The organism is Geodermatophilus sabuli (genome assembly GCF_010686765.1).
GTDB classification, from domain to species: domain Bacteria; phylum Actinomycetota; class Actinomycetes; order Mycobacteriales; family Geodermatophilaceae; genus Geodermatophilus; species Geodermatophilus sabuli_A.
Genome location: NZ_JAAGWF010000008.1, coordinates 347252 through 367933 on the forward strand (window position 1 = coordinate 347252; position 20682 = coordinate 367933).

The following is a 20682-nucleotide window of genomic DNA, read 5'->3' on the forward strand; positions in this document are numbered from 1 at the left end:
CGCCGATCGTCGTGCCGGCGGACCATCCGCCGCAAGGCCGCCCGCCCGGGCCGCCCGGCCCCGACCGCGTCGGGAGAGGGATTCGTCAAGGCCATTCCGCACTCGGCGCAATCGTTCAGCGGAAAGCGGAAAGAGCCATTCCGTCATGGCCGTCCGGGGAAGTCACTGATTGGCTCCGGGGAGAACTCCCACCGACGTCCGGAGGAATGCACCCGCCATGACCGCTCCGTCCCCGCGCCTGGCCACCGCCCCCGCGAGCCTCCCCGACTCGGTGTACGAACGGCTGCTGGGGGAGCGGATCGTCTTCCTGGGCAGCCAGGTCGACGACGACATCGCCAACCAGCTGGCGGCGCAGATGCTCCTGCTCTCGGCCGAGGACGCGCGCCGCGACATCCACCTCTACATCAACTCGCCGGGCGGCTCGGTGTCGGCCGGGATGGCGCTCTACGACACCATGCAGTTCATCGACTGCGACGTCGCCACCTACGCCATGGGGATGGCCGCGTCGATGGGGCAGTTCCTGCTCGCGGCCGGCACCGCCGGGAAGCGGTACGCCCTGCCGCACGCGCGGATCATGATGCACCAGCCCTCCGCGGGCCTCGGCGGCACGGAGTCCGACGTCACCATCCAGGCCGACATGCTGCGCCGGCTCAAGCGGCAGCTCACCGAGCTGCAGGCTCGCCACACCGGGCAGACCGTCGAGCGGATCGAGCAGGACGCCGACCGCGACCGGTGGTTCACCGCGGCCGAGGCGCGCGACTACGGCTTCGTCGACCACGTCATCAGCTCCGCGGCCGCCCTGCCGGCCGGCGACGACCCGCTCACCGCCTGACGAGCCGACCTGGGCCGGCTCAACCGGCGGCGGCGTCCTCCGGGACGTCGGTGAGCCGCCACGGCCGGACGACGAGCACCAGGACGGCGATCGCCAGGACCAGCGCGGTGACGATGACGGTGCCCATCGCCGCCGCGTCGTTGCCGAGCAGGCCGACGAAGGGAGCCACGGCCGCGCCGACGCCGAACTGGACCGCGCCCAGCAGGGCCGCCGCCGCACCAGCCGCCTCGCCGTGCCGGGACAGCGCCAACGCCGGGGCGTTGGGCAGTGCCAGTCCGCCGCAGAACAGCACGGCCCACAGCGGGATCAGGACGCCGAGCAGGCCGCCGGTACCGGTGAGGGCCAGCACCAGCAGCACCGATCCCGCGATGGTCCCGGCGATCACGCCCGCGACGAGGATCTGGGCCGGCGCCCAGCGGCGCAGCACGACCGGGTTGAGCTGGGTGGCCGCGATCAGCCAGAACGCGCCGGCGCCGAACAGCAGGCCGAACTGCTGCTCGTCGAGGCCGAACTGGCTCTGGAAGACGAACGAGGAGCCGGACACGTAGCTGAACAGACCGGCCATCGTCAGGCCGGCGACGAGCACCAGGCCGACGTACGTCCGGTCCTGGAGCAGCCCCCGGTAGGTCCCCAGCGTGCCGCGGAACCCGCTGGTGCTCCGGCGCTCGGGCGGCAGCGTCTCCCGCAGTCCCCAGGCACCGAAGGCGACCAGGAGCGCGCCGTAGAGCGCGAGGACGACGAAGATGCCGCGCCACGACGTGAACCGCAGCAGCTCCCCGCCGATGGTCGGGGCCAGCACCGGCGCGGCGCCCAGGACGAGGAAGAGCCGGGACAGCATCGTCGCCGCGGCGCGCCCGGTGAACAGGTCACGGACGACGGCCATGGCGATCACCGCACCGGCCGCGCTGCCCACCCCCTGGAGCACCCGCAGGACGCCGAGGACGCCGATGCTCGGCGCCACCAGCACCAGCAGGGACGCCACCACGTACAGCGCCGTCCCGGCCAGCAGCGGGCGGCGCCGGCCCAGCGCGTCGGACAGGGGCCCGAGCACCAGCTGGCCCGCGGCCAGGCCCAGCAGCGTGCCGGTCAGGGTGAGCTGGACGGTGGCCGAGGTGGTGGCGAGGTCGTCGGTGATGGTCGGCAGCGCCGGCAGGTACATGTCGATCGTGAGGGGTCCGAGGGCGACGAACGCGCCGAGGACGAGGGCCAGCAGTGCGCGGCTCCGCGCACCGACGGGCGGAGCTGTCGGTGGGGCGAGGCGCGTGGGGTGGCTCTGCGTGGCGGTCACGGGGTCCTTCGATCAGGGGAGCGTCGGGCGGGGCCTCCGTCGGCCGCGTACGTGGACCGACAAGTCCGCCCACCCGCCGTCCATTCCTCCTGGTGGCGTGGGGAGGAACACCCGCCGCTCGCCTCGGGTGGGTCACGATGGGTCCTCGCCGCCGCCCCGACCGCTACGGAGACCCAGCCGTGACCACACCCCCCGCGTCCCAGCCGCCGGCCGCGATGGTCGTGCCCGCCTTCTTCGTCAAACAGCGGATCACCCTCATGGTCAACCGGTACGAGATCCTGGCCGCCGACCCCGACGGCACCGAGGGCCAGTTGCTGGCCCTGGCCGAGCAGAAGCGGATGAAGCTCAAGGAGGAGGTGGTCTTCTACTCCGACGCCACCAAGAGCCGCGCGGTGTTCTCGTTCAAGGCCCGCCAGCGGCTCGACGTGCGCGCCGAGCACGACGTCTACGACGAGCACGGCGTGGCCCTGGGCATGTTCCGCAAGCAGTTCGGCGCGAGCCTGCTGCGCTCCACCTGGGACCTGTCGGTGCCGGGACTGGAGGCCGTCGGCCGCGAGCGCCGACCGGTCATCGCCGTCCTCCGGCGGGTCTGGGACCTGATCCCCTACCTCGGCGACGTCTGGGTGCCCTTCGTCTTCCACTTCGACTTCGTCGACACCGCGACCGGCGCGACGGTCCTGGTCAGCGAGCGGCAGAAGGCCGTCCGCGACCGGTACTCGGTGACCGTGCCGGACCCGCGGGTGGACTTCCGCGTCGCCGCCTGCATGGCCGTCGCGCTGGACGCGCTGCAGAGCCGCTGACCGGCGGCGGACCGGTTCGGGCGGGCCCTCGGCGGCCGTCGCGGCGCTCCACGTCCCGTGCCGGTGCCCACCGTGACCGTCGGCAACGGCATGGCCGGTTGACGCTGTGACTGCCCTCACCTAGCGTCCCGTCCGGAAAGCGCCCGCGTGTTCGGATGGCGCACGCGCGGTCGTGATCCGCTCCGTCACCGCACCACCTCGAGGAGAACTGATGCGCAGCTCGACCGCGTCCACCGGGCGCCGGCTGGTGCCGCTCGCCGCCGCACTGGCACTGGTGCTCAGCGCCTGCGGCGACGACGGCGGGGACACCGGCGGCGGCGACGCCGCAGCCGGGAGCAGCAGCGGCGGCGCCGGGGAGACGCAGACCGTCGAGGTCGGCATCATCCCGGTCAGCGACGTGGCGATCCTCTACCTGGGGCAGGAGCAGGGCTTCTTCGCCGACCGCGGCATCGAGCTCAACTTCAACTTCGGCCAGGGTGGTGCCGCGCTGGTCCCGGCCGTCGTCTCCGGCGAGTACGCCTTCGGCTTCAGCGGCATCACCTCGATCCTGCAGGCCCGTGAGGAGGGCCTCCCGGTCACCGCGATCGCACCGACCTCGTGGAGCAACGGCGAGGTGGGCGGCCAGATCAACGCCCTCATCGGCAACGACCCCGCGATCCAGGACGCCGGTGACCTCGAGGGCCGCACGATCGCCCTGAACATCCTCAACAGCCAGGTGGAGGCCCTCGCCCGCAACTCGGTCGAGGTCAACGGCGGCAACCCCGACAACGTCAACTTCGTCGAGATGTCCCTGCCCGACGCGGTCACCGCGCTGGGCAGCGGCGATGTCGACGCCTTCGTCTGCGGCGAGCCGTTCTGCACCCTGGCGCTCGACGCCGGCGGCCGCGTCATCGCCGACAACTGGCTCGACCTCGTCCCCGACGGCGTGGGCATGTCCGGCGTCTACTTCACGACCGAGCAGCAGATCGAGGCCGACCCCGAGCTGTTCGCCGGCATCCAGGAGGCGATCCTCGAGTCGCTGGACTACTCCCGCGAGCACCCGGACGAGTGGCGGGCGCAGATCACCGAGTACACCGAGACCGACCCGGCCCTGGTCGCGCGGATCACGATGCCCCTGTTCAAGTCCGAGTACACCGAGGAGGAGTACCAGGTCGCCCCGAACAAGGCCAAGGAGTACGGGATCCTCGACGAGGTGCCCGCGGCCGACGAGTTCTTCTGGGAGCCCTCCAGCTGACCCCGGCCGAGCACGAACGCATCGCCCGCGGCCGATCGGCCGCGGGCGATGCGTGTCCCGGGCCCGGTCCTGGCCGCTCTTCCGCGGGGCGGGACGCCCGGTGACCGCGCCGGGCGGCCGCCGCAGACTCGGGCCGTCCGGGTGCGACCCGGCCCGAGAGAGGCGACGACCATGACGCAGACCCCCGCGGCCGAGCGGACGACCGCCGTGCAGGCCGAGCTGAGCTACCTCGCCCCGGGCTCGACGGTGCTGCGCCGGTTCACCGCACCCGGCAACAGCGTGAACACCGGGCGGTACGAGACCCACGTCGTCCCGATCCGCGACGGCCGGCCGGTGCAGGACGAGTTCAGCGTCGAGGTGAACGGGTTCCGGATCGCCCGGCACGTCAGCGCCGTCACCGACTTCACCGACAAGGCCGAGGTGGACGCCGTCTACGTGCCCGAGGTGCTCGACTTCGTCCGGGAGCAGCTCGGCGCCGACCAGGTCGCCTCCCGCGGCTGGGTGCTGCGGCGGTCGGCTGCCCCGGGGGAGAACGCCTCGCAGCCCCAGGCCGGTCTGGTGCACATCGACTACGCACCCCAGGGCTTCGACGACATGGCCGCGGCCGTCTACGCCGAGCACTTCCCGGACGGTCCCGGGTACAGCCGGGCGGTGGCGACCAGCACCTGGCGGGTCTTCAGCCCCGCGCCGCAGGACTGGCCGCTGGCGCTGTGCGACTTCCGCAGCGTCGCCCCGGACGACGGCATCCCCAACACCCTCTACTTCGTCGACGAGATCCCCGAGGACCCCTTCGGCCCGGTCGACGGGCTGCGGAAGGTCACGAGCGGCTCGGAGTTCGTCGTCAACCCCGCCCACGAGTGGTGGTACTTCCCGGACATGACGCGCGACGAGGTGCTGTTCTTCGTCTTCCACGACACCGACCACGGCCGGGCCTGGCGGGTGCCGCACTCGGCGTTCGCCGACCCCACCGTGGAGGCGACCGCGCCCCGGCACAGCATCGAGTTCCGCACCTTCGCCTTCTTCCGCTGACCCCGGGACCGGTGGCGGGCGGCGTCGGTCCGGCGCGGGCTCAGCCCGGTGCCGACGCGGCGGTGCGGCGGGCGATCCGGGCGCCTGCGCGGACGAGGTCGGCGACGGTGGACGCGGTCGTCGTGCTGCGGATGCCCAGGCCGCGGGCGGCGTCCGGGGTCAGGGCCACCTGGCCGGCGCACACGTGGACGGGCCGCCCGGCCGCCCGTCGCAGCACCCCGGAGACGACCTTGCCGTGGGCGCTCTGCTCGTCCAGGCGCCCCTCGCCGGTGATGACCGCCTCGACCCCCTCGAGTGCGGCGTCGAACCCGACGGCGTCCAGCACGCGGTCGATGCCGGAGGTGAGCTCGGCGCCGAAGAAGGCCCACAGGCCGCCCGCGAGCCCACCGGCCGCCCCGGTGCGGGGCACGCCACGCGGGTCCCGGGGATAGCCGTCCGCCCGGCTGTGCAGGCGTCCGGTGAGCCGGTCGACGGCGTCGGGGGCGGCGCCCTTCTGCGGGCCGAAGACCCTGGCGGCGTCCTCGAAGGGCGTCGTCACGTCGCTGAGGACGACCAGCTCGGCGCCGCGCAGGCCGCCGGCCTCGAGGATGGCCTGGGCGGCGTCGTAGCCGCCGTCGGTGGTCGCGCTGCCCCCGCACGCGACGAGGACGGTGCGGGCGCCCTGGGCCACGGCCCGCGCGATGAGCTGCCCGGTCCCGCGGCTGCTGGCCCGCTCGGCGTCCCGCCGGTCCTCGGGCACCAGTGGCAGTCCGCTCGCCGCCGCGACGTCCACGACGGCGGTGCGGCCGTCGGCCAGCAGGGCCGAGCGGGCCTCCACCTCCTCGCCCAGGGGCCCGCTGACCCGCGCCGTGACCCACCGGCCGCCGAGCGCGTCGAGGAGGGTCTCGGCGGTGCCCTCGCCGCCGTCGGCCAGCGGCAGGACGACGGCCGACCCGCCGCCCTGCGCCACCCCCCGCGCGAGGGCGAGAGCGGCCTCGCGGGCGGTGAACGTCCCCTTGAACGAGTCGGGGCAGACGAGCAGCCGCGGGGACGGCGGTGTGCCGGTGCCGGCCGTGGGTCCGGTGGTCACCGTGGTCCGGTGGCGACGGGGCGGGCGCAGAGGTCCAGCGGCGGGGTGCCCGGGTGGCGGACGGTGCAGCGGCCGGACTCCCGGTCGGCACCCCGGTGGCCGGGGTGGTCCCGGGCCGGGCCGATCGGGCGTCCCGGCGGCAGCAGGCTCCGGTGCTCGAGGTAGTCGAACACCACCAGCGGTGCGGAGGAGACGTCCATCGCCCGCAGCTCACGGGCCACCGGGTGGTCGCCGAGTTCCAGTCCACCCGCCCGGCGGCCGAGGCCGAGGCGCAGCCGGCCGGCCATCGGCACGACGGTCTCCAGCAGCTCCCCCTGCCGCGCGGTGTACATCACCGCGGGGCGGCGGTCGGAGAGGACCGGACCCGTGCCCCGGACGCGCAGGGTCAGCACCGTGGTCGACCCCTCGGCCAGGGTCACCTGCCGCACCGGCCGTTCCTCGGCGAAGTCCATGTCGGCGACGAACTTCGGGAAGCCCCAGAGGGCCCGGCCGGCGTCGCGCGCCTCGGCGGTCGTGACCGGCAGGTGCAGGACGAACAGCGGGAGCCGACGGCGCAGCAGCGGCAGCAGCCGCGGCGCGGGCCCGCGCGTCACCACGGCGGCCACGGCCAGCTCCCCGTAGGGCGCGAGCACCCCGGGCGGGTCGTCGGCGGTGGTGACGGCGCGGTAGCGGAAGGCGGCGACGGAGATCAGCGCCCGGCCGTCGACCCACCGCGCCGGGCGCAGCTCGGGGCTGGGCAGGGCGGCGGCGACCGCCTCGGGGTCGGCGGTGTGCACCGAGGCCAGGCAGGCGTTCTCGGGGTACCGCAGCGGCAGCCGCAGGACACGGTTCCCCACCTGCGCGGCCGACGTCGCGCCGGCCCACTCGTCGGGGTCGTCCCGGTGCGTCACGGCGGCCTCCCTCTCCCGGGTCCGGTCCAGGGTGGCCCCGACCGGCCGCCGGAGCCAGGGGCCGGGCCCCGGCGCGGCGCGGCGCGTCGCTCAGGCGTGCCCCGCCACCAGCGTCCGGCTCGACCGCTCCTGCGCCAGCCAGGCGGCCAGCTCCGCGGCGGGCACCGGGCGCTGGTGCAGGTAGCCCTGCACGGCGGTGATGCCGGCCTGCTCGACGAACCGCTGCTGGTCGACGTCCTCCACGCCCTCGGCGACGGTTCCCAGCCCGAGCCGGCCGGCCATCTGGGCGATCGCCTCCAGGACCGCCTGGTCGGCGACCACCGTGGCCGCGCCGGCGACGAAGGACTTGTCGATCTTCACCACGTCGACCGGCAGGGTGCGCAGCGTGGTCAGCGCCGAGTAGCCGGTGCCGAAGTCGTCGACCGCCAGACCCACGCCGAGCCGGGAGAGGACGTCCAGGGTCAGCTGGACCGCGGGGGAGTCCAGCACGCTGGACTCGGTGATCTCGATGATCAGCTGCTTGGGGGCCAGCGCGTACGCGGCCAGGCACTCCCGGACGGCGGTCACGAAGTGGGGGTGGGCCAGCTGCCTGGGCGACGCGTTGACGTGCACCGCCACCGGCCGGCCGCCGTCGGTCCAGCCGGCCGCGTCGGCGCAGGCCCGGCGCAGCACCTGCTCGCCGATCCGGTTGATGAGGCCCGTCCGTTCCGCGAGCTCGAGGAAGTCCACCGGGCCGAGCAGCCCGCGGGTCGGGTGTGCCCAGCGCACCAGTGCCTCGACCGCCACGCAGCGGCCGTCGCTCGTGGCGACGATCGGCTGGTAGTGGACGACGAACTCGCCCCGGCTGGCCGCTCCCCGCAGCTCGAGCTCGAGGGTGGACGGCGCGTCCGCCTCGAGCAGCGCGGGGGAGAAGGCCTGGACGCGGTTCTTCCCGGCCGCCTTCGCCGCGTACATCGCGATGTCGGCCTGCTGGACGACCCCGGCACCCGACGTCCCGGGTTCGAGGGCCGCCATGCCCACACTGGCGCCCACCTGGGTGAGCCGGCCGTCGAGGCGGATCGGGGCCGACAGCAGCTCGACGAGGCGGCGGCCGACCTGCTCGGCCTGCTCCCGGCCGGCGTCGTGCAGCAGGACGCCGAACTCGTCGCCGCCCAGCCGGGCGCAGAGGTCCTCGTCCCGCAGCGCGCCGAGCATGCGGGTGGCCATGTGCTGGAGCAACTGGTCGCCGGCGGCGTGCCCGAGCGCGTCGTTGACCACCTTGAAGTCGTCGAGGTCGAGGAAGAGCACCCAGGCCGCTCCGGTCCCGCCGCCGGCGGCCGCGTCGAGTGCGCTGGTGAACGCCGCGCGGTTGGCCAGCCCGGTCAGGTTGTCGGTGCGGGCCTGTGCCTGCAGGTCCCGGTGCGCCTGGCTGCCGCGCGTGGCCAGGGCGACCTGGTTGTTCATCGACTGGATGGCGGCGACGGCCTCGGCGGGGACGGTGTCCGGTGCGCCGAGCAGCATGTAGCGCCCGGGGGAGGCGGGCAGTGGCATGCACAGCCACTGCCGGGTGAACCCGCCGGCCGTCCCGAGCAGCCCGGGATCGGTGACCTCCCGGCACTCGTTGGGGAGGCCTCCGTGGGGCAGGAGGTCCAGCGGCAGCACGTCCAGCGTCCGGTCGAAGTCGCCCACCTGGGCGGCGACGCGCAGGTGCCCGTTCCCGTCGTCCGCGACGACGGCCACGCGCAGGCCCGGCGTCATGCGGCAGATCTCGGTGGTCGCCGTCCAGCCCTGCAGGCGGATCGCCATCAGGTCGGTCACGCCGACGAGGCCGGTGCCGAGGGTGAGCAGGGCGGCATCCCGGCCACGGGTCTGCTCCCGGGCGAACAGGCCCAGCGCGAGGTGCCGGGCTCCCACGGCGGTGAGGAGCAGGACGGGCAGCGCGCCCGCCACGTGGGTGACGTCGGTCGATCCGGACCGGCCGGGCAGCAGACCCCACACCAGCGTGGCGGCCAGCAGGGCCGCGCACAGCCCGGCGGCGTACCCGGCGACGCGCGCGGTCCGGCCGTACATGACGCGGGACCACAGCGCGGGGAACACCACGCCGAAGGCGACGGGCGGCACCGGGCAGGCCAGGGCGAAGACCGCCACGGCGAGGACGTCGACGGCGTCGAGGGCCGCCGGCGCGGCCTGCGACCGGTAGCGGACGATCCACGAGGCGGTCAGTGCCAGGGTGGCGAGCACCAGGAGGGCCGGTCCCCAGGAGGCACCGCCGACCAGCGCCGCCGGGGTGGTCGCGGCGAGGGAGACCAGCGCGATCACGAGGAAGACCCAGCGGGTCTGCTCCACCAGGTCGTCGGGCCGGTGCAGACGACGGCGCGCCCGGGCTCGGAGCCACGGCGACGGAGCTGCGGTGCTCATCACGGTCCTCGGGTCGGCGGCAGGACGGCGGTCGTCGTCCCCGGCTCCCATCGACCCCGGGCGCGGCGTCCTGGACGGCAATGGCGGGTGTCTCACCCGACGGGGGTGAGCGGTCCCGGAGCGCCCGCGGCGGGGTGACCTCCCCCGGAGGGAGGGGGCCGGAGTCCTCGCGCTGGAGAGCCGACGGGCAGTGGTCGATCCCTGCTGCATGGAGCGCTCCTCGACCCGCCGTCGCGCGCGGTCCCCGCACCGGACAGACCGGTCGCTGGGCACCGTCCGGGCGCTGACGGCTGCCCTCCTCCTCGCGTACGTGGCCTCGCTGGTGGCCCTGGGGACCGGGGCGACCGGTTCCCTGGCCGTGCTCGCCGGCAGCGGCAAGCTGCTCTTCATCGCCGGCCTGGTGACCGTGCTCGCCATCCGCGCCGTCAGCTCACCGCGCGACCGGATCGCCTGGGCCTGCTTCGCCGCCGGGGTGGCCTCCTACCTGGCGGGGGCACTGGGACACGAGTTCTACTACGCGAGCCTGCCGGTGGTCCCGCGGCCGTCCTGGTCGGACCTCGGCTACATGGGCCTCTACCCGCTCGCCTACGTCGGGCTGTTCCGGATGCTGCGGGCCCGGGTCAGCCGGCTCACCTCCAGCATGTGGCTGGACGGGATCGTCACCGGGCTGACGGCCGCCGCCCTGGCCGCCGCGGTCGCCCTGGGAGCGGTGCTCCGCATGGCCGAGGGACCGGCCGGCGCCGTCGTCATCGCCGTCGCCTACCCGGTGGCCGACCTGCTGCTGCTCGTGCTCATCGCCGGTGCGCTGGCGGTGATCGGCCGGGGCGCCGGCGGCGTCTGGTGGTGGGTGACCAGCGGCATGGCGCTGTTCGTCGTCACGGACACCCTCTACGCCTACCAGGTGCTGCACGGCAGCTACGTCACCGGCGGACCGCTGGACCTCGGCTGGGGGGTGGCCTTCGCCTGCTTCGGGCTGGCCGCCTGCCAGGCCTCGCGGTCGGGCGGCACCACGCGGCTGGAGGGGCTCGGCGCGCTGGCCGTCCCGGGCGTCTGCGCGCTGGCTGCCCTGCTGCTGCTGTTCTTCGGCTACCTGGACGGCGGCGAGCTGCTGGCCGGGCTGCTCGCGCTGGGCGCCGTCCTCGCCGCGCTGGCCCGCACGGCCCTCACCTTCCGGGACGTCCGCGCGCTGGCCGACAGCCGTCGCCAGGCCCGGACCGACGAGCTCACCGGTCTGCCCAACCGCCGGCACGTCTTCGAGGCGCTGGCCGCCGTCGACGCCCGGCTCGCGACGGGGGCCGCGACAGCGGTGCTCGTCGTCGACCTCGACCGCTTCAAGGAGATCAACGACTCCCTCGGGCACGCCGTCGGCGACGCGCTGCTCTGCCAGGTCGGTCCGCGGCTGTCGGCGCAGCTGCGTGGCGGGGACCTGCTGGCCCGCCTCGGCGGGGACGAGTTCGTCGTCCTCGCCGCCGACCTCGACGACATCGGTGCCGGAGCGCTGGCGCAGCGGCTGTGCACGGCGCTGAGGGAACCCTTCCGGCTGGGCGGCATGTCGCTGTCCGTGGACGCCAGCATCGGCATCGCGGTGGGGCCGCAGCACTCCCGGTCGGCGCAGGAGCTGCTGCAGATGGCCGACCTCGCGATGTACTGCGCCAAGGCGAACCGCAGCGGAGCCACCGTCTACGACGAGGAGCGCGACGGCTCGGGACGCCACCGGCTCGAGGCGGTCGACCAGCTGCGCCGCGCGATCAGCGGCGGCGAGCTGGTGCTCCACCACCAGCCCAAGCTCTCGCTGCAGACCGGGCAGATCGAGGGCGTCGAGGCGCTGGTGCGCTGGCGGCACCCCACCCGCGGGCTGCTGTACCCCGACGCCTTCATCGAGCTGGCGGAGTCCGCCGGGCTCATGGGCCCCCTGACGACGGCGGTGGTCGGGCTCGCCCTGGCCCAGCGGCGGGCGTGGGCCGACGCCGGCCGCGACCTGACCGTGGCGGTGAACGTCAGCCCGTCGAACCTGGTCGACGAGCACTTCCCCGAGGAGGTCGCCGGCCTGCTCGCCGAGCACGGGGTCCCGCCGACGGCGCTGGTGCTCGAGGTCACCGAGAGCCTCCTGATGGAGGACCGGGAACGCGCCGTCCGCGTGCTCGCCCGGCTCCGTGAGGCCGGCGTCGGCGTCTCCATCGACGACTACGGCACCGGCTACTCGAGCCTCGCCTACCTCGCGGCCCTGCCGGTGACCGAGCTCAAGCTCGACCGCACGTTCGTCGCGGCCATGACCGGCAGCTCGCGGGCGGCGTCCATCGTGACCTCCACGCTGCAGCTGGCGCACGCCCTCGGGCTGACGCTCGTCGCCGAGGGTGCCGAGGACCAGGCCACGGTCGACGCGCTGGCGGCCCTGGGCTGCGACGTGGTGCAGGGCTACCACCTGAGCCGGCCACTGCCGGCGGAGCCGCTCGAGCGCTGGCTGGACGCCCGGCGGGCCCCCGCGGGCGTCGGGGGCTGACCGCCCGGCGGTCAGGCGGGGATCGGGAAGACCAGCAGCGAGCCGGTCGCCGTCGCCACGGTCTGCCCCGCGGCGTTGCGCACCTCGCCCTCGGCGAAGGCCACCCGGCGCCCGGGCTTCACCACGGTGCCGACCGCCGTGAGCGGCCCGCTGGTGGCGTGCACCGCACGCAGGTAGTTCACCTTCAGCTCGATGGAGGTGTAGCCGACCCCGGCGGGCAGGGTGGTGTGCACCGCGCAGCCGACGACGGTGTCGAGCACCGTGCACACCAGCCCGCCGTGGACGACGCCGATCGGGTTGTAGACCGACTCGTCGACGTCGCAGGTGAACTCGACCCGGCCCTCCTCCAGCGAGGAGATGCCCAGCTGCACGAGCATGGCGATGGGCGGCGGCGGGAGGATGCCGTCGCGGATCGCCTCCATCGTCTCCAGCCCGGTGCGGACCAGGGCGCCGGCCGCGGTGACCATCGGGTCGTGCCAGGCGACGGTGCGGGTGCGGGGCTCGCCCCAGCTCTCGGGGGTGGACTCGGTCGTCAGCTCAGCCGTCATGACGTCTAGGTTCACACACCGAACCCAGGCTGGCTACCACCGCGCGCGGACTTGTGGCGCCGAAAGTCCCGGGAGACGACGCCGGCGGGGACCCCCGAGGGGACCCCCGCCCGCCGTCGGCCCTTCTGCAGGGTCCCGCCGCGAGCTCGCGAGGGGCGGGGGCAGGAGGGCCCGCTGTCAGCTCTTCGGTCGGGCTCCGGCTCGCAGGGCGCCGAGCAGGTCGTGGTTGAGCCGGGAGATGTTCTCCATCGAGATGCCCTTGGGGCAGGCCGCCGAGCACTCGCCGATGTTGGTGCAGCCCCCGAAGCCCTCGCGGTCCTGCTGGGCGACCATGTTGACCACCCGGTCGTTGCGTTCCGGCTGGCCCTGCGGCAGCAGCCCCAGGTGGCTGACCTTGGCTGCGGTGAAGAGCATCGACGAGGCGTTCGGGCAGGCCGCCACGCAGGCGCCGCAGCCGATGCAGGTGGCCGCGTCGAACGCCGCGTCGGCGTCCTTCTTGGGCACCGGGACGGCGTGCGCGTCCGGCGCGGTGCCGGTCGGGACGCTGACGTAGCCGCCCGCCTGGATGATCCGGTCGAGGGCGCCGCGGTTGACCGCGAGGTCCTTGATGACCGGGAACGCGCTGGCCCGCCACGGCTCGACGTCGATCGTGTCGCCGTCCTTGAACTTGCGCATGTGCAGCTGGCACGTGGTCGTGCGCCCCGGCGCCGCGACCCCGGCACCGTGCGCGGTGCCGTTGATCATCAGGCCGCAGCTGCCGCAGATGCCCTCGCGACAGTCGTGGTCGAAGACGACCGGCTCGTCGCCGGAGAGGATCAGCTGCTCGTTGAGGACGTCGAGCATCTCGAGGAAGGACATGTCCGGGGAGATGTCGGTGACCTCGTACGTCACCATCCTGCCCTTGACCGACGGGCCCTTCTGGCGCCAGATGCGCAGCGTCAGGTTCATGCCGCGCTTCTCGTCCGCGGGGTTCCCGACGCTGGAGCGCATGGTGCCCTCACGTGTTGCTGTCACTTGTCGCTCCGCTGGATCGTGATCACTTGTAGCTCCGCTGAGCCAGGTGGACGTACTCGTACTCGAGGGCTTCGCGGTGCAGCACCGGCGGGGCGCCCTCCGGGGTCCACTCCCACGCGGCGACGTAGGCGTAGTTCTCGTCGTCGCGCAGGGCCTCGCCCTCCGGCGTCTGGCTCTCCGCGCGGAAGTGCCCGCCGCAGCTCTCGTTGCGGTGCAGGGCGTCGACGCACATCAGCTCGGCGAGCTCGATGAAGTCGGCGACCCGGCCGGCGTGCTCCAGCGTCGGGTTGATCGAGGTCCAGTCGCCGGACACCTTGAGGTTGGTCCAGAACTCCTGGCGGATCTCCGGGATCCGGTCCAGTGCCTTGCGCAGGCTCTCCTCGGACCGCTCCATGCCGCAGAGGTCCCACATCAGCCGGCCGAGCTCCCGGTGGAAGGACGCCGGGGTGCGGGTGCCGTTGATGTTCAGGAGCCGCTGCACCTGGTCCTGGACGCCGGCCAGCGCCTCAGCTGCGGCCGGGTGGCTGTCGTCGACCTTCTCGAACGGGCCGTCGGCCAGGTAGTCGTTGATCGTGTTCGGCAGGACGAAGTAGCCGTCGGCCAGGCCCTGCATCAGCGCGCTGGCGCCCAGGCGGTTGGCGCCGTGGTCGCTGAAGTTGGCCTCGCCGATCACGAACATGCCGGGGATCGTCGACTGCAGGTCGTAGTCGACCCACAGTCCGCCCATCGTGTAGTGGACCGCCGGGTAGATCCGCATCGGCGTCTCGTACGGGTCCTCGCCGGTGATCTGGGCGTACATGTCGAAGAGGTTCCCGTACTTGGCCTCGATCGCCGGCCGGCCCAGCCGCTCCATGGCGTCACTGAAGTCCAGGTACACGCCCAGGCCGTTGGGGCCGACGCCGCGGCCCTCGTCGCAGACGTTCTTCGCCTGACGGGAGGCGATGTCGCGGGGCACCAGGTTCCCGAAGGCCGGGTAGATCCGCTCCAGGTAGTAGTCGCGGTCGCCCTCGGGGATCTCCCGGGGGTCGCGGGCGTCGCCGCGCTCCTTGGGCACCCAGACGCGCCCGTCGTTGCGCAGCGACTCGCTCATCAGCGTGAGCTTGGACTGGTAGTCGCCCTTGACCGGGATGCAGGTCGGGTGGATCTGGGTGTAGCAGGGGTTGGCCATGTACGCGCCCCGCTTGTGCGCCCGCCAGATCGCCGTGGCGTTGGAGCCCTTGGCGTTGGTCGACAGGTAGAACACGTTGCCGTAGCCACCCGTGGCCAGGACGACGGCGTCGGCGAAGTGGGTGCTGACCTCACCGGTCACCAGGTCGCGCGCCACGATGCCGCGGGCCCGGCCGTCGACGATGATCAGGTCGAGCATCTCGGTGCGGGCGTACTGCTCGACGTTGCCGGCGGCCATCTGCCGCTCCAGGGCCTGGTAGGCGCCGTAGAGCAGCTGCTGACCGGTCTGGCCCCGGGCGTAGAACGTCCGCGACACCTGGGCACCACCGAAGGACCGGTTGTCCAGCAGGCCGCCGTACTCCCGGGCGAAGGGCACGCCCTGCGCGGCGCACTGGTCGATGATGCTGTTGCTGACCTCGGCGAGGCGGTGCACGTTGTTCTCGCGCGAGCGGAAGTCGCCGCCCTTGACCGTGTCGTAGAAGAGCCGGTGCACGCTGTCGCCGTCGTTGCGGTAGTTCTTGGCGGCGTTGATCCCGCCCTGCGCGGCGACGCTGTGCGCCCGGCGCGGGCTGTCCTGGTACCAGAAGGACTTCACCCGGTAGCCGGCCTCGCCGAGCGTGGCGGCCGCGGACCCGCCGGCCAGACCCGTGCCGACGACGATGACGGTGAGCTTGCGGCGGTTGGCCGGGTTGACCAGACGGGCCCGGAACCGGCGGGTGCTCCAGCGCTCGCCGATCGGGACGTCCATCGGCGCCTTGGTGTCGGCGATCGGGTCGCCGACGGTGAAGAGATCGAGAGGCATCGCTGGGGGCTCCTCAGTCGACGATGTTGAAGAGGACGGAGAAGGGCACGATCAGGAAGCCGACGGTCAGCAGCGTGGCGAACGCGATGGCGAAGGCGTTGACCGTCCGCTCGCGACGCTTGTTGCTCTGTCCCAGCGTCTGGGTGGCGCTCCAGATCCCGTGCCGCAGGTGCATGCCCAGCAGGAGCAGGGCGAGCACGTAGAACGCCGTGATGAACGGGTTCTGGAAGCTGGCCACGAGCCGGTCGTAGGGCGTCGAGTCCGCGCCGTCCGGGTTCACCGCGCCGACCGTGAGGTCGAGGATGTGCCAGATGATGAACAGCAGCACGATCACGCCGCCCCAGCGCATGGTCCGGGAGGCGTAGCTCTGGGCCACGGCCTTCTTGCTGACGTAGCGCTCCGGGCGGGCCCGTCGGGCCTGCCGCCACAGGGAGACCGCCGCCCAGAAGTGCGCGATGACCGCGGCCAGCAGCACGATGCGGATGATCCACAGCGTCGTCTGCGAGGGGACGGCCGGCTCACCGATCGTGCGGATCCACTCGGAGTAGTGGTTGAAGGACTCGCGGCCCGCGAAGACCTTCAGGTTCCCGATCATGTGCGCGATCAGGTACAGCACCAAGATGATGCCGCTGACCGCCATCACGACCTTCTTGAAGACCGAGTTGGTCTTCGCGGCCTTCGGCGTCCTGCGTTGGCCAGAGTGCGTCACCGTCACCACGGCACCAAAGCTAGGTCGTCGCCGAGGTGACGGCCACGTCAACGCGCGGTGACACGGCTCTCGTAAGGATGCCCTAACCCGGGCCTGCCGCTACGGTGCGCAGGTCGGTCGCCCGGCGCGGGCGCGGCACACACCCTGCGAGGGGGAGGACGACGACATGACCGGTCCCACCCGCGGCTTCCTCGGCCGCCGGCGGCGCGACCCCCGGCTCCCACCCGGCCAGTACGACGCCGGCCGCGACTGGCCGGTGCTGACCGCGGAACCCACGCCGCGGATCACCCCCGAGACGTGGAGCATCAGCGTCGACGGCCACGTCGAGCAGCCGGTGTCCTGGACCTGGGACGAGGCGCACCAGCTGCCGCGGTCGGAGTACCGCGGCGCCATCCACTGCGTCACCACCTGGTCGAAGTTCGACACCTGGTTCGCCGGCGTCAGCGTCGACACCCTGCTCGAGGCCGCCCGGCCCACGGCCGACGCGCAGTTCGTGATGGCGACGTCGAAGACCGGGTACACCACGAACCTGCCGCTGGAGGACGTCACCGGCGGCAAGGCGTGGATCGTCTGGGAGTACGACGGCGGGCCGCTGCCCATCGAGCACGGCGGTCCGGTCCGGATGCTGGTGCCGCACCTGTACTTCTGGAAGAGCGCCAAGTGGATCAGCCGGCTCACCCTCATGGCACGGGACCAGCCCGGCTTCTGGGAGCAGAACGGCTACCACGACCGCGGCGACCCGTGGCGCGAGCAGCGCTACCAGGGTGACTGACGCGGCGCCGCCCCGTGCCTCCCGGGGCGGCTGGCGGGTGGCGACCGTCGCGTCGGTGCAGCGCCCGATCGAGCGGGCCGTGGCGCTGCGGCTCGACGTCGCCGACCGGATCGACCACCTGCCCGGCCAGCACTACGTCGTCCGGCTGACGGCGCCGGACGGGTACACCGCCCAGCGCTCGTACTCCGTGGCCTCGGCGCCCGACGACCCGCAGGTCGAGCTCTTCGTCGAGCGGCTGGAGGACGGCGAGGTCTCCACCTACCTCGCCGACGTCGTCGAGCCAGGCGACGTGCTGGAGGTCCGCGGCCCGATCGGCGGCTGGTTCGTGTGGGACGGCAGCACGCCGGCGTTGCTGGTCGGTGGCGGCACCGGCGTCGTGCCGTTCGTGGCGATGCTGCGGGCCGCCCGCGACCTCGACCGCACCGACCTGCTGCGGATCGCCGTCTCCACCCGGACGCTGGCCGGCCTGCCCTACGCCGACGAGCTGGTGGCGGCCGGCGCCCTGGTGATCACCACCCGGGAGCCGCGGGGCATCCGGCCGGCGGGCCGGCTGACCGACGCCGACCTCATCCCGCTCTGGGAACCGGGGCAGACCGCCTACGTCTGCGGGTCGACCTCCTTCGCGGAGGCGGCCAGCCAGCTGCTGATCGGCATGGGCGTGCCGGCGCCCGCCGTCCGGATCGAGCGGTTCGGCCCCAGCGGCTGAGAGAGGACCCGTCCCCCTCACGTCTCGCAGGCTCGACGCGGACCTCCAGACGGGGCCGGTCAGCGTCCGACGACCCCCTGGAGGGTGGTGCACGCCTCCCGCTCCACGGCGAGCACCTCTGCGGCCTGCGCGGCGAGGCGGTCCAGCTGCGCCAGCCGGTCGGCCTCGGCCAGCTCCAGGCCGTCGGTGAGCCTCCGGGCCTCCGCGGCCAGCTGCCGCAGCTGGTCGGTCGCCGCACTGCCCTGGTCGAGCAACAGCTCCAGGCGCCGTTCCACGAGCGCCCGGTAGGGGGCCAGTGGACCGCTCACCGCCTCCTCGGCGATGCCCGCCCACAGCTGCCCGGCCGCGGCGTAGCGGGCGGCGGCCTCGGCCAGTGCCGGCTCGTCGAGGAGCCCGGCCGCCGTGTCGAGGAAGTCGGCGTACAGCGGCCGCATCGCCCCGGGGGAGGAGAGGTCCGTGGTCAGGCAGTCGTGCAACCGGCGCATCGCCGTCCCGAACGACGGGCCGCTGGCGAAGCGGCGCGCCCAGCCCGACCTCCCGCGCCGGTCGGCCACCGCGTCGGCCCACTTGGCCAGGCCCCGCAACCCGAAGGCCCCCGCGAAGGCGTTGGGCATGACGTCCCCGGTGAGGTCGTGCACGGTGACGGCGAGGGCCGCGCGGATCCCCGGGACGACGTCCACCGGTGCCGCCGGCGGCTCGACGACCAGCATCCGGTGCCTGCTCGCCCGGTGCGCCGCCCGGGCCGCCGCGAACGCCGCCGCGTCGACCGGGGTCGGTGCCAGGCACTCGTCGTCCAGGAGGACCACCCCGTCCCGGCGACCCAGGACGCCGACCTCGTGCGGCTCGGCGCCCTCGAGGCTGTCGGCCCACACCTGGTAGCCCAGGCCCGCCCGGTCGACGGTGCAGATCGCGGTCCGCCCGGCGTCGAGGGCGGCGTCGAGGTCGCGGGCCGCCTTCGCCGCGCTGCCGGTCTGCAGCACGCGGTGGGCCACCCCCGCCCGCTCCAGCGCGCCGGCCAGGAACGGCCGCGGGTGGATGCGGGGGACGATCGTCATCGTCGGCAGCGCATCGGCGTAGTCGAAGGAGAAGTACATGAAGCCGATGCCGCCGGCCAGGCCCGCCACCACCGGCTCCGCCAACGGGCGGCCGTCGTGGGCGGCGGTGACGCCGGCGGCCCGCAGCGCGTTGGTGAGCAGCCCGCTGTCGTGGTGCCGGCCACCGCCGGTGACGGGGTGGTCGCCGGCGTCTGCGGGGGAGAGGTTCCGGCGGGCGGTGGTGTACCGCTCGCCGGTCCGGGCCATGCGGGCGCGGACGGCGGCCTTCAGGTGCTTGTGGGCGGTCATGGGGGCTCCTCCGGCGGCGCGGGCCCCGACCCCACGCGTCGCCGGCCCGGCCGCAGCAGAGAAGGGGTGGACCAGCTGCCGTTCCGGGCCCCGAGGACATCGATCCCCTCTGCCCTCGCACGGCCGGAGGCGTGGGCAACCGGTCAGAGGGTGTGGCGTGGGGTCCGCCGGGTCGCACGCTACCGCCCGGTGCGGCCGTACGGGGGGGGTGCCCGGCCGTCGACGGCGCCCGCGTCCGGGCCGCGACGGGGCAGCGGGAGAATCCCCGGCATGCCGCACGCCGAGGTGACCGCCCAGTCGACCGTCGACGAGCCGCTGCGCGCGCAGCTGCTCGCCTGCTGGACCGACGTCAGCAACGCCGGCGGCGCGGTCGGGTTCGTCCCGCCGGTGACCGCCGAGGACGTCGCCCCCGTGCTCGACGCGGTGGTCGACCGGGTGCGCGCCGGCCGGGAGGTGCTCGCGCTGCTCCGGGTGGACGGCGAGCTGGCCGGGTTCGCGGTGCTGTCGCTGTCGATGAGCCCGCTGCGGCGGCACTGGGCCACCGTGCTGCGGGTGCAGGTGCACCCCGACCGGCAGGGCCAGGGGCTGGGGCGGGCGCTGATGACCGGGGTGCACGACGTCGCCCGGGCGCGCGGACTGGAGTTCCTGCACCTCACCGTGCGCGGTGGCACGGGGATCGAGGCCTTCTACCAGGGCCTCGGCTACCGGGAGTTCGGCCGGATGCCCGGCGCGATCCGGGTGGCGCCGGGGGACGACCGCGACGAGCTGCACCTGACCTGCCGGTTGTGAGGCCCTCGCGACCCATCGGCGGACGGTCGTTCAGCCCAGCGGGTCGCGGCCGCCCACGGTGCCCGTGGAGGAGAGCAGGCCGAGCCGGGCGAACAGCTCCTCGGCGTACCAGCCCTCCTGGGCGGTCCGGGTGACCACCGCGGCGTGCGGCGCCCGGTCGTAGGCGAAGGAGTTCAGCGCGGCCGAGGAGTCCCAGAGGCTGACCGTGCCCTGCAGCCCGACCGGCGCCTCGCCGATGCCCAGGGCCAGGCGCAGGCCGGGGCTCGCGTGCAGGTCGGCCGACACCGGCGGCACGGCCCGCCAGAAGGTCACCGCCTTGCGGGCCACGAGCCGCGCGCGGGTGACGGCCACGACCGGCCCGTCCCAGCGCTGCGGCCACGGCCGGCCGAACGGCTCCTCCTTCGACCACAGCCCGCGGGAGGCCAGCGGCCGCAGGGTCGCCGTCCACTCCTCGTCGGCGATGCGCTGCCACCGGCGCCGGACGGCGCTGCCCGCGAACGCCGATGCCGCGTCCGCGTCGTCCCACACCGCGAGCAGTGCCCACCGGCGGGGATCGGCGTCGCGGACGGTGAACGTCCGCCCGCTGCCGGTGCCCAGCAACTTGGCGAACCGGAGACCCGGGACGTCCCGCAGCGGTCGCCGGTCGGCGGCCATGCGCAGCAGGGCGGCGGGGACGGCCCGTGCCGGCACGCCCCACACGTGCAGGGTGGCCACCCGTCGCGACGTCATGGGCCCAGTCTCCCCGGCCCGCCGACGTGTGGCCCGGCACCGGCCGGGTAGGCCCGCGCGGTCG

18 protein-coding genes are annotated in these 20682 nt (G+C 74.1%); 8 read left to right on the plus strand and 10 right to left on the minus strand.

The window, feature by feature from the left end:
- The first annotated feature begins 217 nt into the window (after nt 1–217).
- A complete protein-coding gene (locus tag GCU56_RS08565; protein WP_163481114.1) occupies nt 218–832 on the plus strand; it encodes an ATP-dependent Clp protease proteolytic subunit in 615 nt (204 codons plus the stop codon).
- 19 nt (nt 833–851) lie between these two features.
- Here GCU56_RS08565 and GCU56_RS08570 read toward each other — a convergent pair whose 3' ends face one another.
- The gene (locus tag GCU56_RS08570) at nt 852–2120 is read right to left on the minus strand and encodes a Bcr/CflA family efflux MFS transporter (RefSeq protein ID WP_163481116.1); all 1269 of its coding nucleotides are present in this window, start codon (nt 2118–2120) and stop codon (nt 852–854) included.
- Nucleotides 2121–2299: 179 nt separating this feature from the next.
- Between GCU56_RS08570 and GCU56_RS08575 the strand changes: the two genes are divergently transcribed.
- From GCU56_RS08575 to GCU56_RS08585, 3 genes are all read left to right on the plus strand, one after another.
- The gene (locus tag GCU56_RS08575) at nt 2300–2920 is read left to right on the plus strand and encodes a hypothetical protein (RefSeq protein ID WP_345771728.1); all 621 of its coding nucleotides are present in this window, start codon (nt 2300–2302) and stop codon (nt 2918–2920) included.
- 211 nt (nt 2921–3131) lie between these two features.
- The gene (locus GCU56_RS08580) at nt 3132–4154 is read left to right on the plus strand and encodes an ABC transporter substrate-binding protein (protein ID WP_163481117.1); all 1023 of its coding nucleotides are present in this window, start codon (nt 3132–3134) and stop codon (nt 4152–4154) included.
- Nucleotides 4155–4325: 171 nt separating this feature from the next.
- Nucleotides 4326–5183 carry a CmcJ/NvfI family oxidoreductase gene (locus GCU56_RS08585; protein WP_163481119.1) on the plus strand — a complete coding sequence of 286 codons (858 nt, stop codon included), beginning with the start codon at nt 4326–4328 and terminating at the stop codon, nt 5181–5183.
- A 40-nt stretch (nt 5184–5223) separates the two neighbouring features.
- On the opposite strand, the gene GCU56_RS08590 is transcribed toward GCU56_RS08585, so the two are convergent.
- From GCU56_RS08590 to GCU56_RS08600, 3 genes are all read right to left on the minus strand, one after another.
- The gene (locus GCU56_RS08590; RefSeq protein WP_204331662.1) at nt 5224–6252 is read right to left on the minus strand and encodes a glycerate kinase; all 1029 of its coding nucleotides are present in this window, start codon (nt 6250–6252) and stop codon (nt 5224–5226) included.
- A complete protein-coding gene (locus GCU56_RS08595; RefSeq protein ID WP_163481121.1) occupies nt 6249–7142 on the minus strand; it encodes an acetoacetate decarboxylase family protein in 894 nt (297 codons plus the stop codon). The genes GCU56_RS08590 and GCU56_RS08595 overlap by 4 nt, the downstream gene beginning before the upstream one ends.
- Nucleotides 7143–7232: 90 nt before the next feature.
- Nucleotides 7233–9539, minus strand: coding sequence for a putative bifunctional diguanylate cyclase/phosphodiesterase (locus tag GCU56_RS08600; protein WP_163481123.1), 2307 nt, complete (start codon nt 9537–9539; stop codon nt 7233–7235).
- Nucleotides 9540–9747: 208 nt separating this feature from the next.
- On the opposite strand from GCU56_RS08600, the gene GCU56_RS08605 reads away from it, so the two are divergent.
- Nucleotides 9748–12039, plus strand: a complete 2292-nt coding sequence (locus GCU56_RS08605; RefSeq protein WP_163481125.1) for a putative bifunctional diguanylate cyclase/phosphodiesterase — start codon at nt 9748–9750, stop codon at nt 12037–12039.
- An 11-nt stretch (nt 12040–12050) separates the two neighbouring features.
- On the opposite strand, the gene GCU56_RS08610 is transcribed toward GCU56_RS08605, so the two are convergent.
- From GCU56_RS08610 to GCU56_RS08625, 4 genes are all read right to left on the minus strand, one after another.
- Nucleotides 12051–12587, minus strand: coding sequence for a PaaI family thioesterase (locus tag GCU56_RS08610; RefSeq protein WP_163481127.1), 537 nt, complete (start codon nt 12585–12587; stop codon nt 12051–12053).
- A 177-nt stretch (nt 12588–12764) separates the two neighbouring features.
- The gene (locus tag GCU56_RS08615) at nt 12765–13601 is read right to left on the minus strand and encodes a succinate dehydrogenase/fumarate reductase iron-sulfur subunit (protein ID WP_440588736.1); all 837 of its coding nucleotides are present in this window, start codon (nt 13599–13601) and stop codon (nt 12765–12767) included.
- A 22-nt stretch (nt 13602–13623) separates the two neighbouring features.
- Nucleotides 13624–15570, minus strand: a complete 1947-nt coding sequence (locus tag GCU56_RS08620) for a fumarate reductase/succinate dehydrogenase flavoprotein subunit (RefSeq protein WP_163481129.1) — start codon at nt 15568–15570, stop codon at nt 13624–13626.
- A gap of 13 nt (nt 15571–15583) precedes the next feature.
- Complete coding sequence (locus GCU56_RS08625) at nt 15584–16279, minus strand: succinate dehydrogenase cytochrome b subunit (RefSeq protein WP_163481131.1); 696 nt, start codon at nt 16277–16279, stop codon at nt 15584–15586.
- A 166-nt stretch (nt 16280–16445) separates the two neighbouring features.
- Here GCU56_RS08625 and GCU56_RS08630 point away from each other — a divergent pair, with 166 nt between their 5' ends.
- Nucleotides 16446–17051 (plus strand): sulfite oxidase-like oxidoreductase, encoded by a 606-nt coding sequence (locus tag GCU56_RS08630; RefSeq protein WP_163481133.1) that lies wholly within the window; start codon nt 16446–16448, stop codon nt 17049–17051.
- Nucleotides 17044–17757, plus strand: a complete 714-nt coding sequence (locus GCU56_RS08635; protein ID WP_345771729.1) for an FAD-binding oxidoreductase — start codon at nt 17044–17046, stop codon at nt 17755–17757. Before GCU56_RS08630 ends, GCU56_RS08635 begins: the two co-directional genes overlap by 8 nt.
- Before the next feature lie 59 nt (nt 17758–17816).
- Here GCU56_RS08635 and GCU56_RS08640 read toward each other — a convergent pair whose 3' ends face one another.
- The gene (locus GCU56_RS08640) at nt 17817–19100 is read right to left on the minus strand and encodes a BtrH N-terminal domain-containing protein (RefSeq protein WP_163481135.1); all 1284 of its coding nucleotides are present in this window, start codon (nt 19098–19100) and stop codon (nt 17817–17819) included.
- A 270-nt stretch (nt 19101–19370) separates the two neighbouring features.
- Between GCU56_RS08640 and GCU56_RS08645 the strand changes: the two genes are divergently transcribed.
- Entirely contained in the window at nt 19371–19889 is a 519-nt protein-coding gene (locus GCU56_RS08645; RefSeq protein ID WP_163481137.1) for a GNAT family N-acetyltransferase, read from the plus strand.
- 30 nt (nt 19890–19919) lie between these two features.
- Here GCU56_RS08645 and GCU56_RS08650 read toward each other — a convergent pair whose 3' ends face one another.
- Nucleotides 19920–20618, minus strand: coding sequence for a monooxygenase (locus GCU56_RS08650; RefSeq protein ID WP_163481139.1), 699 nt, complete (start codon nt 20616–20618; stop codon nt 19920–19922).
- Between the last annotated feature and the right edge of the window lie 64 nt (nt 20619–20682).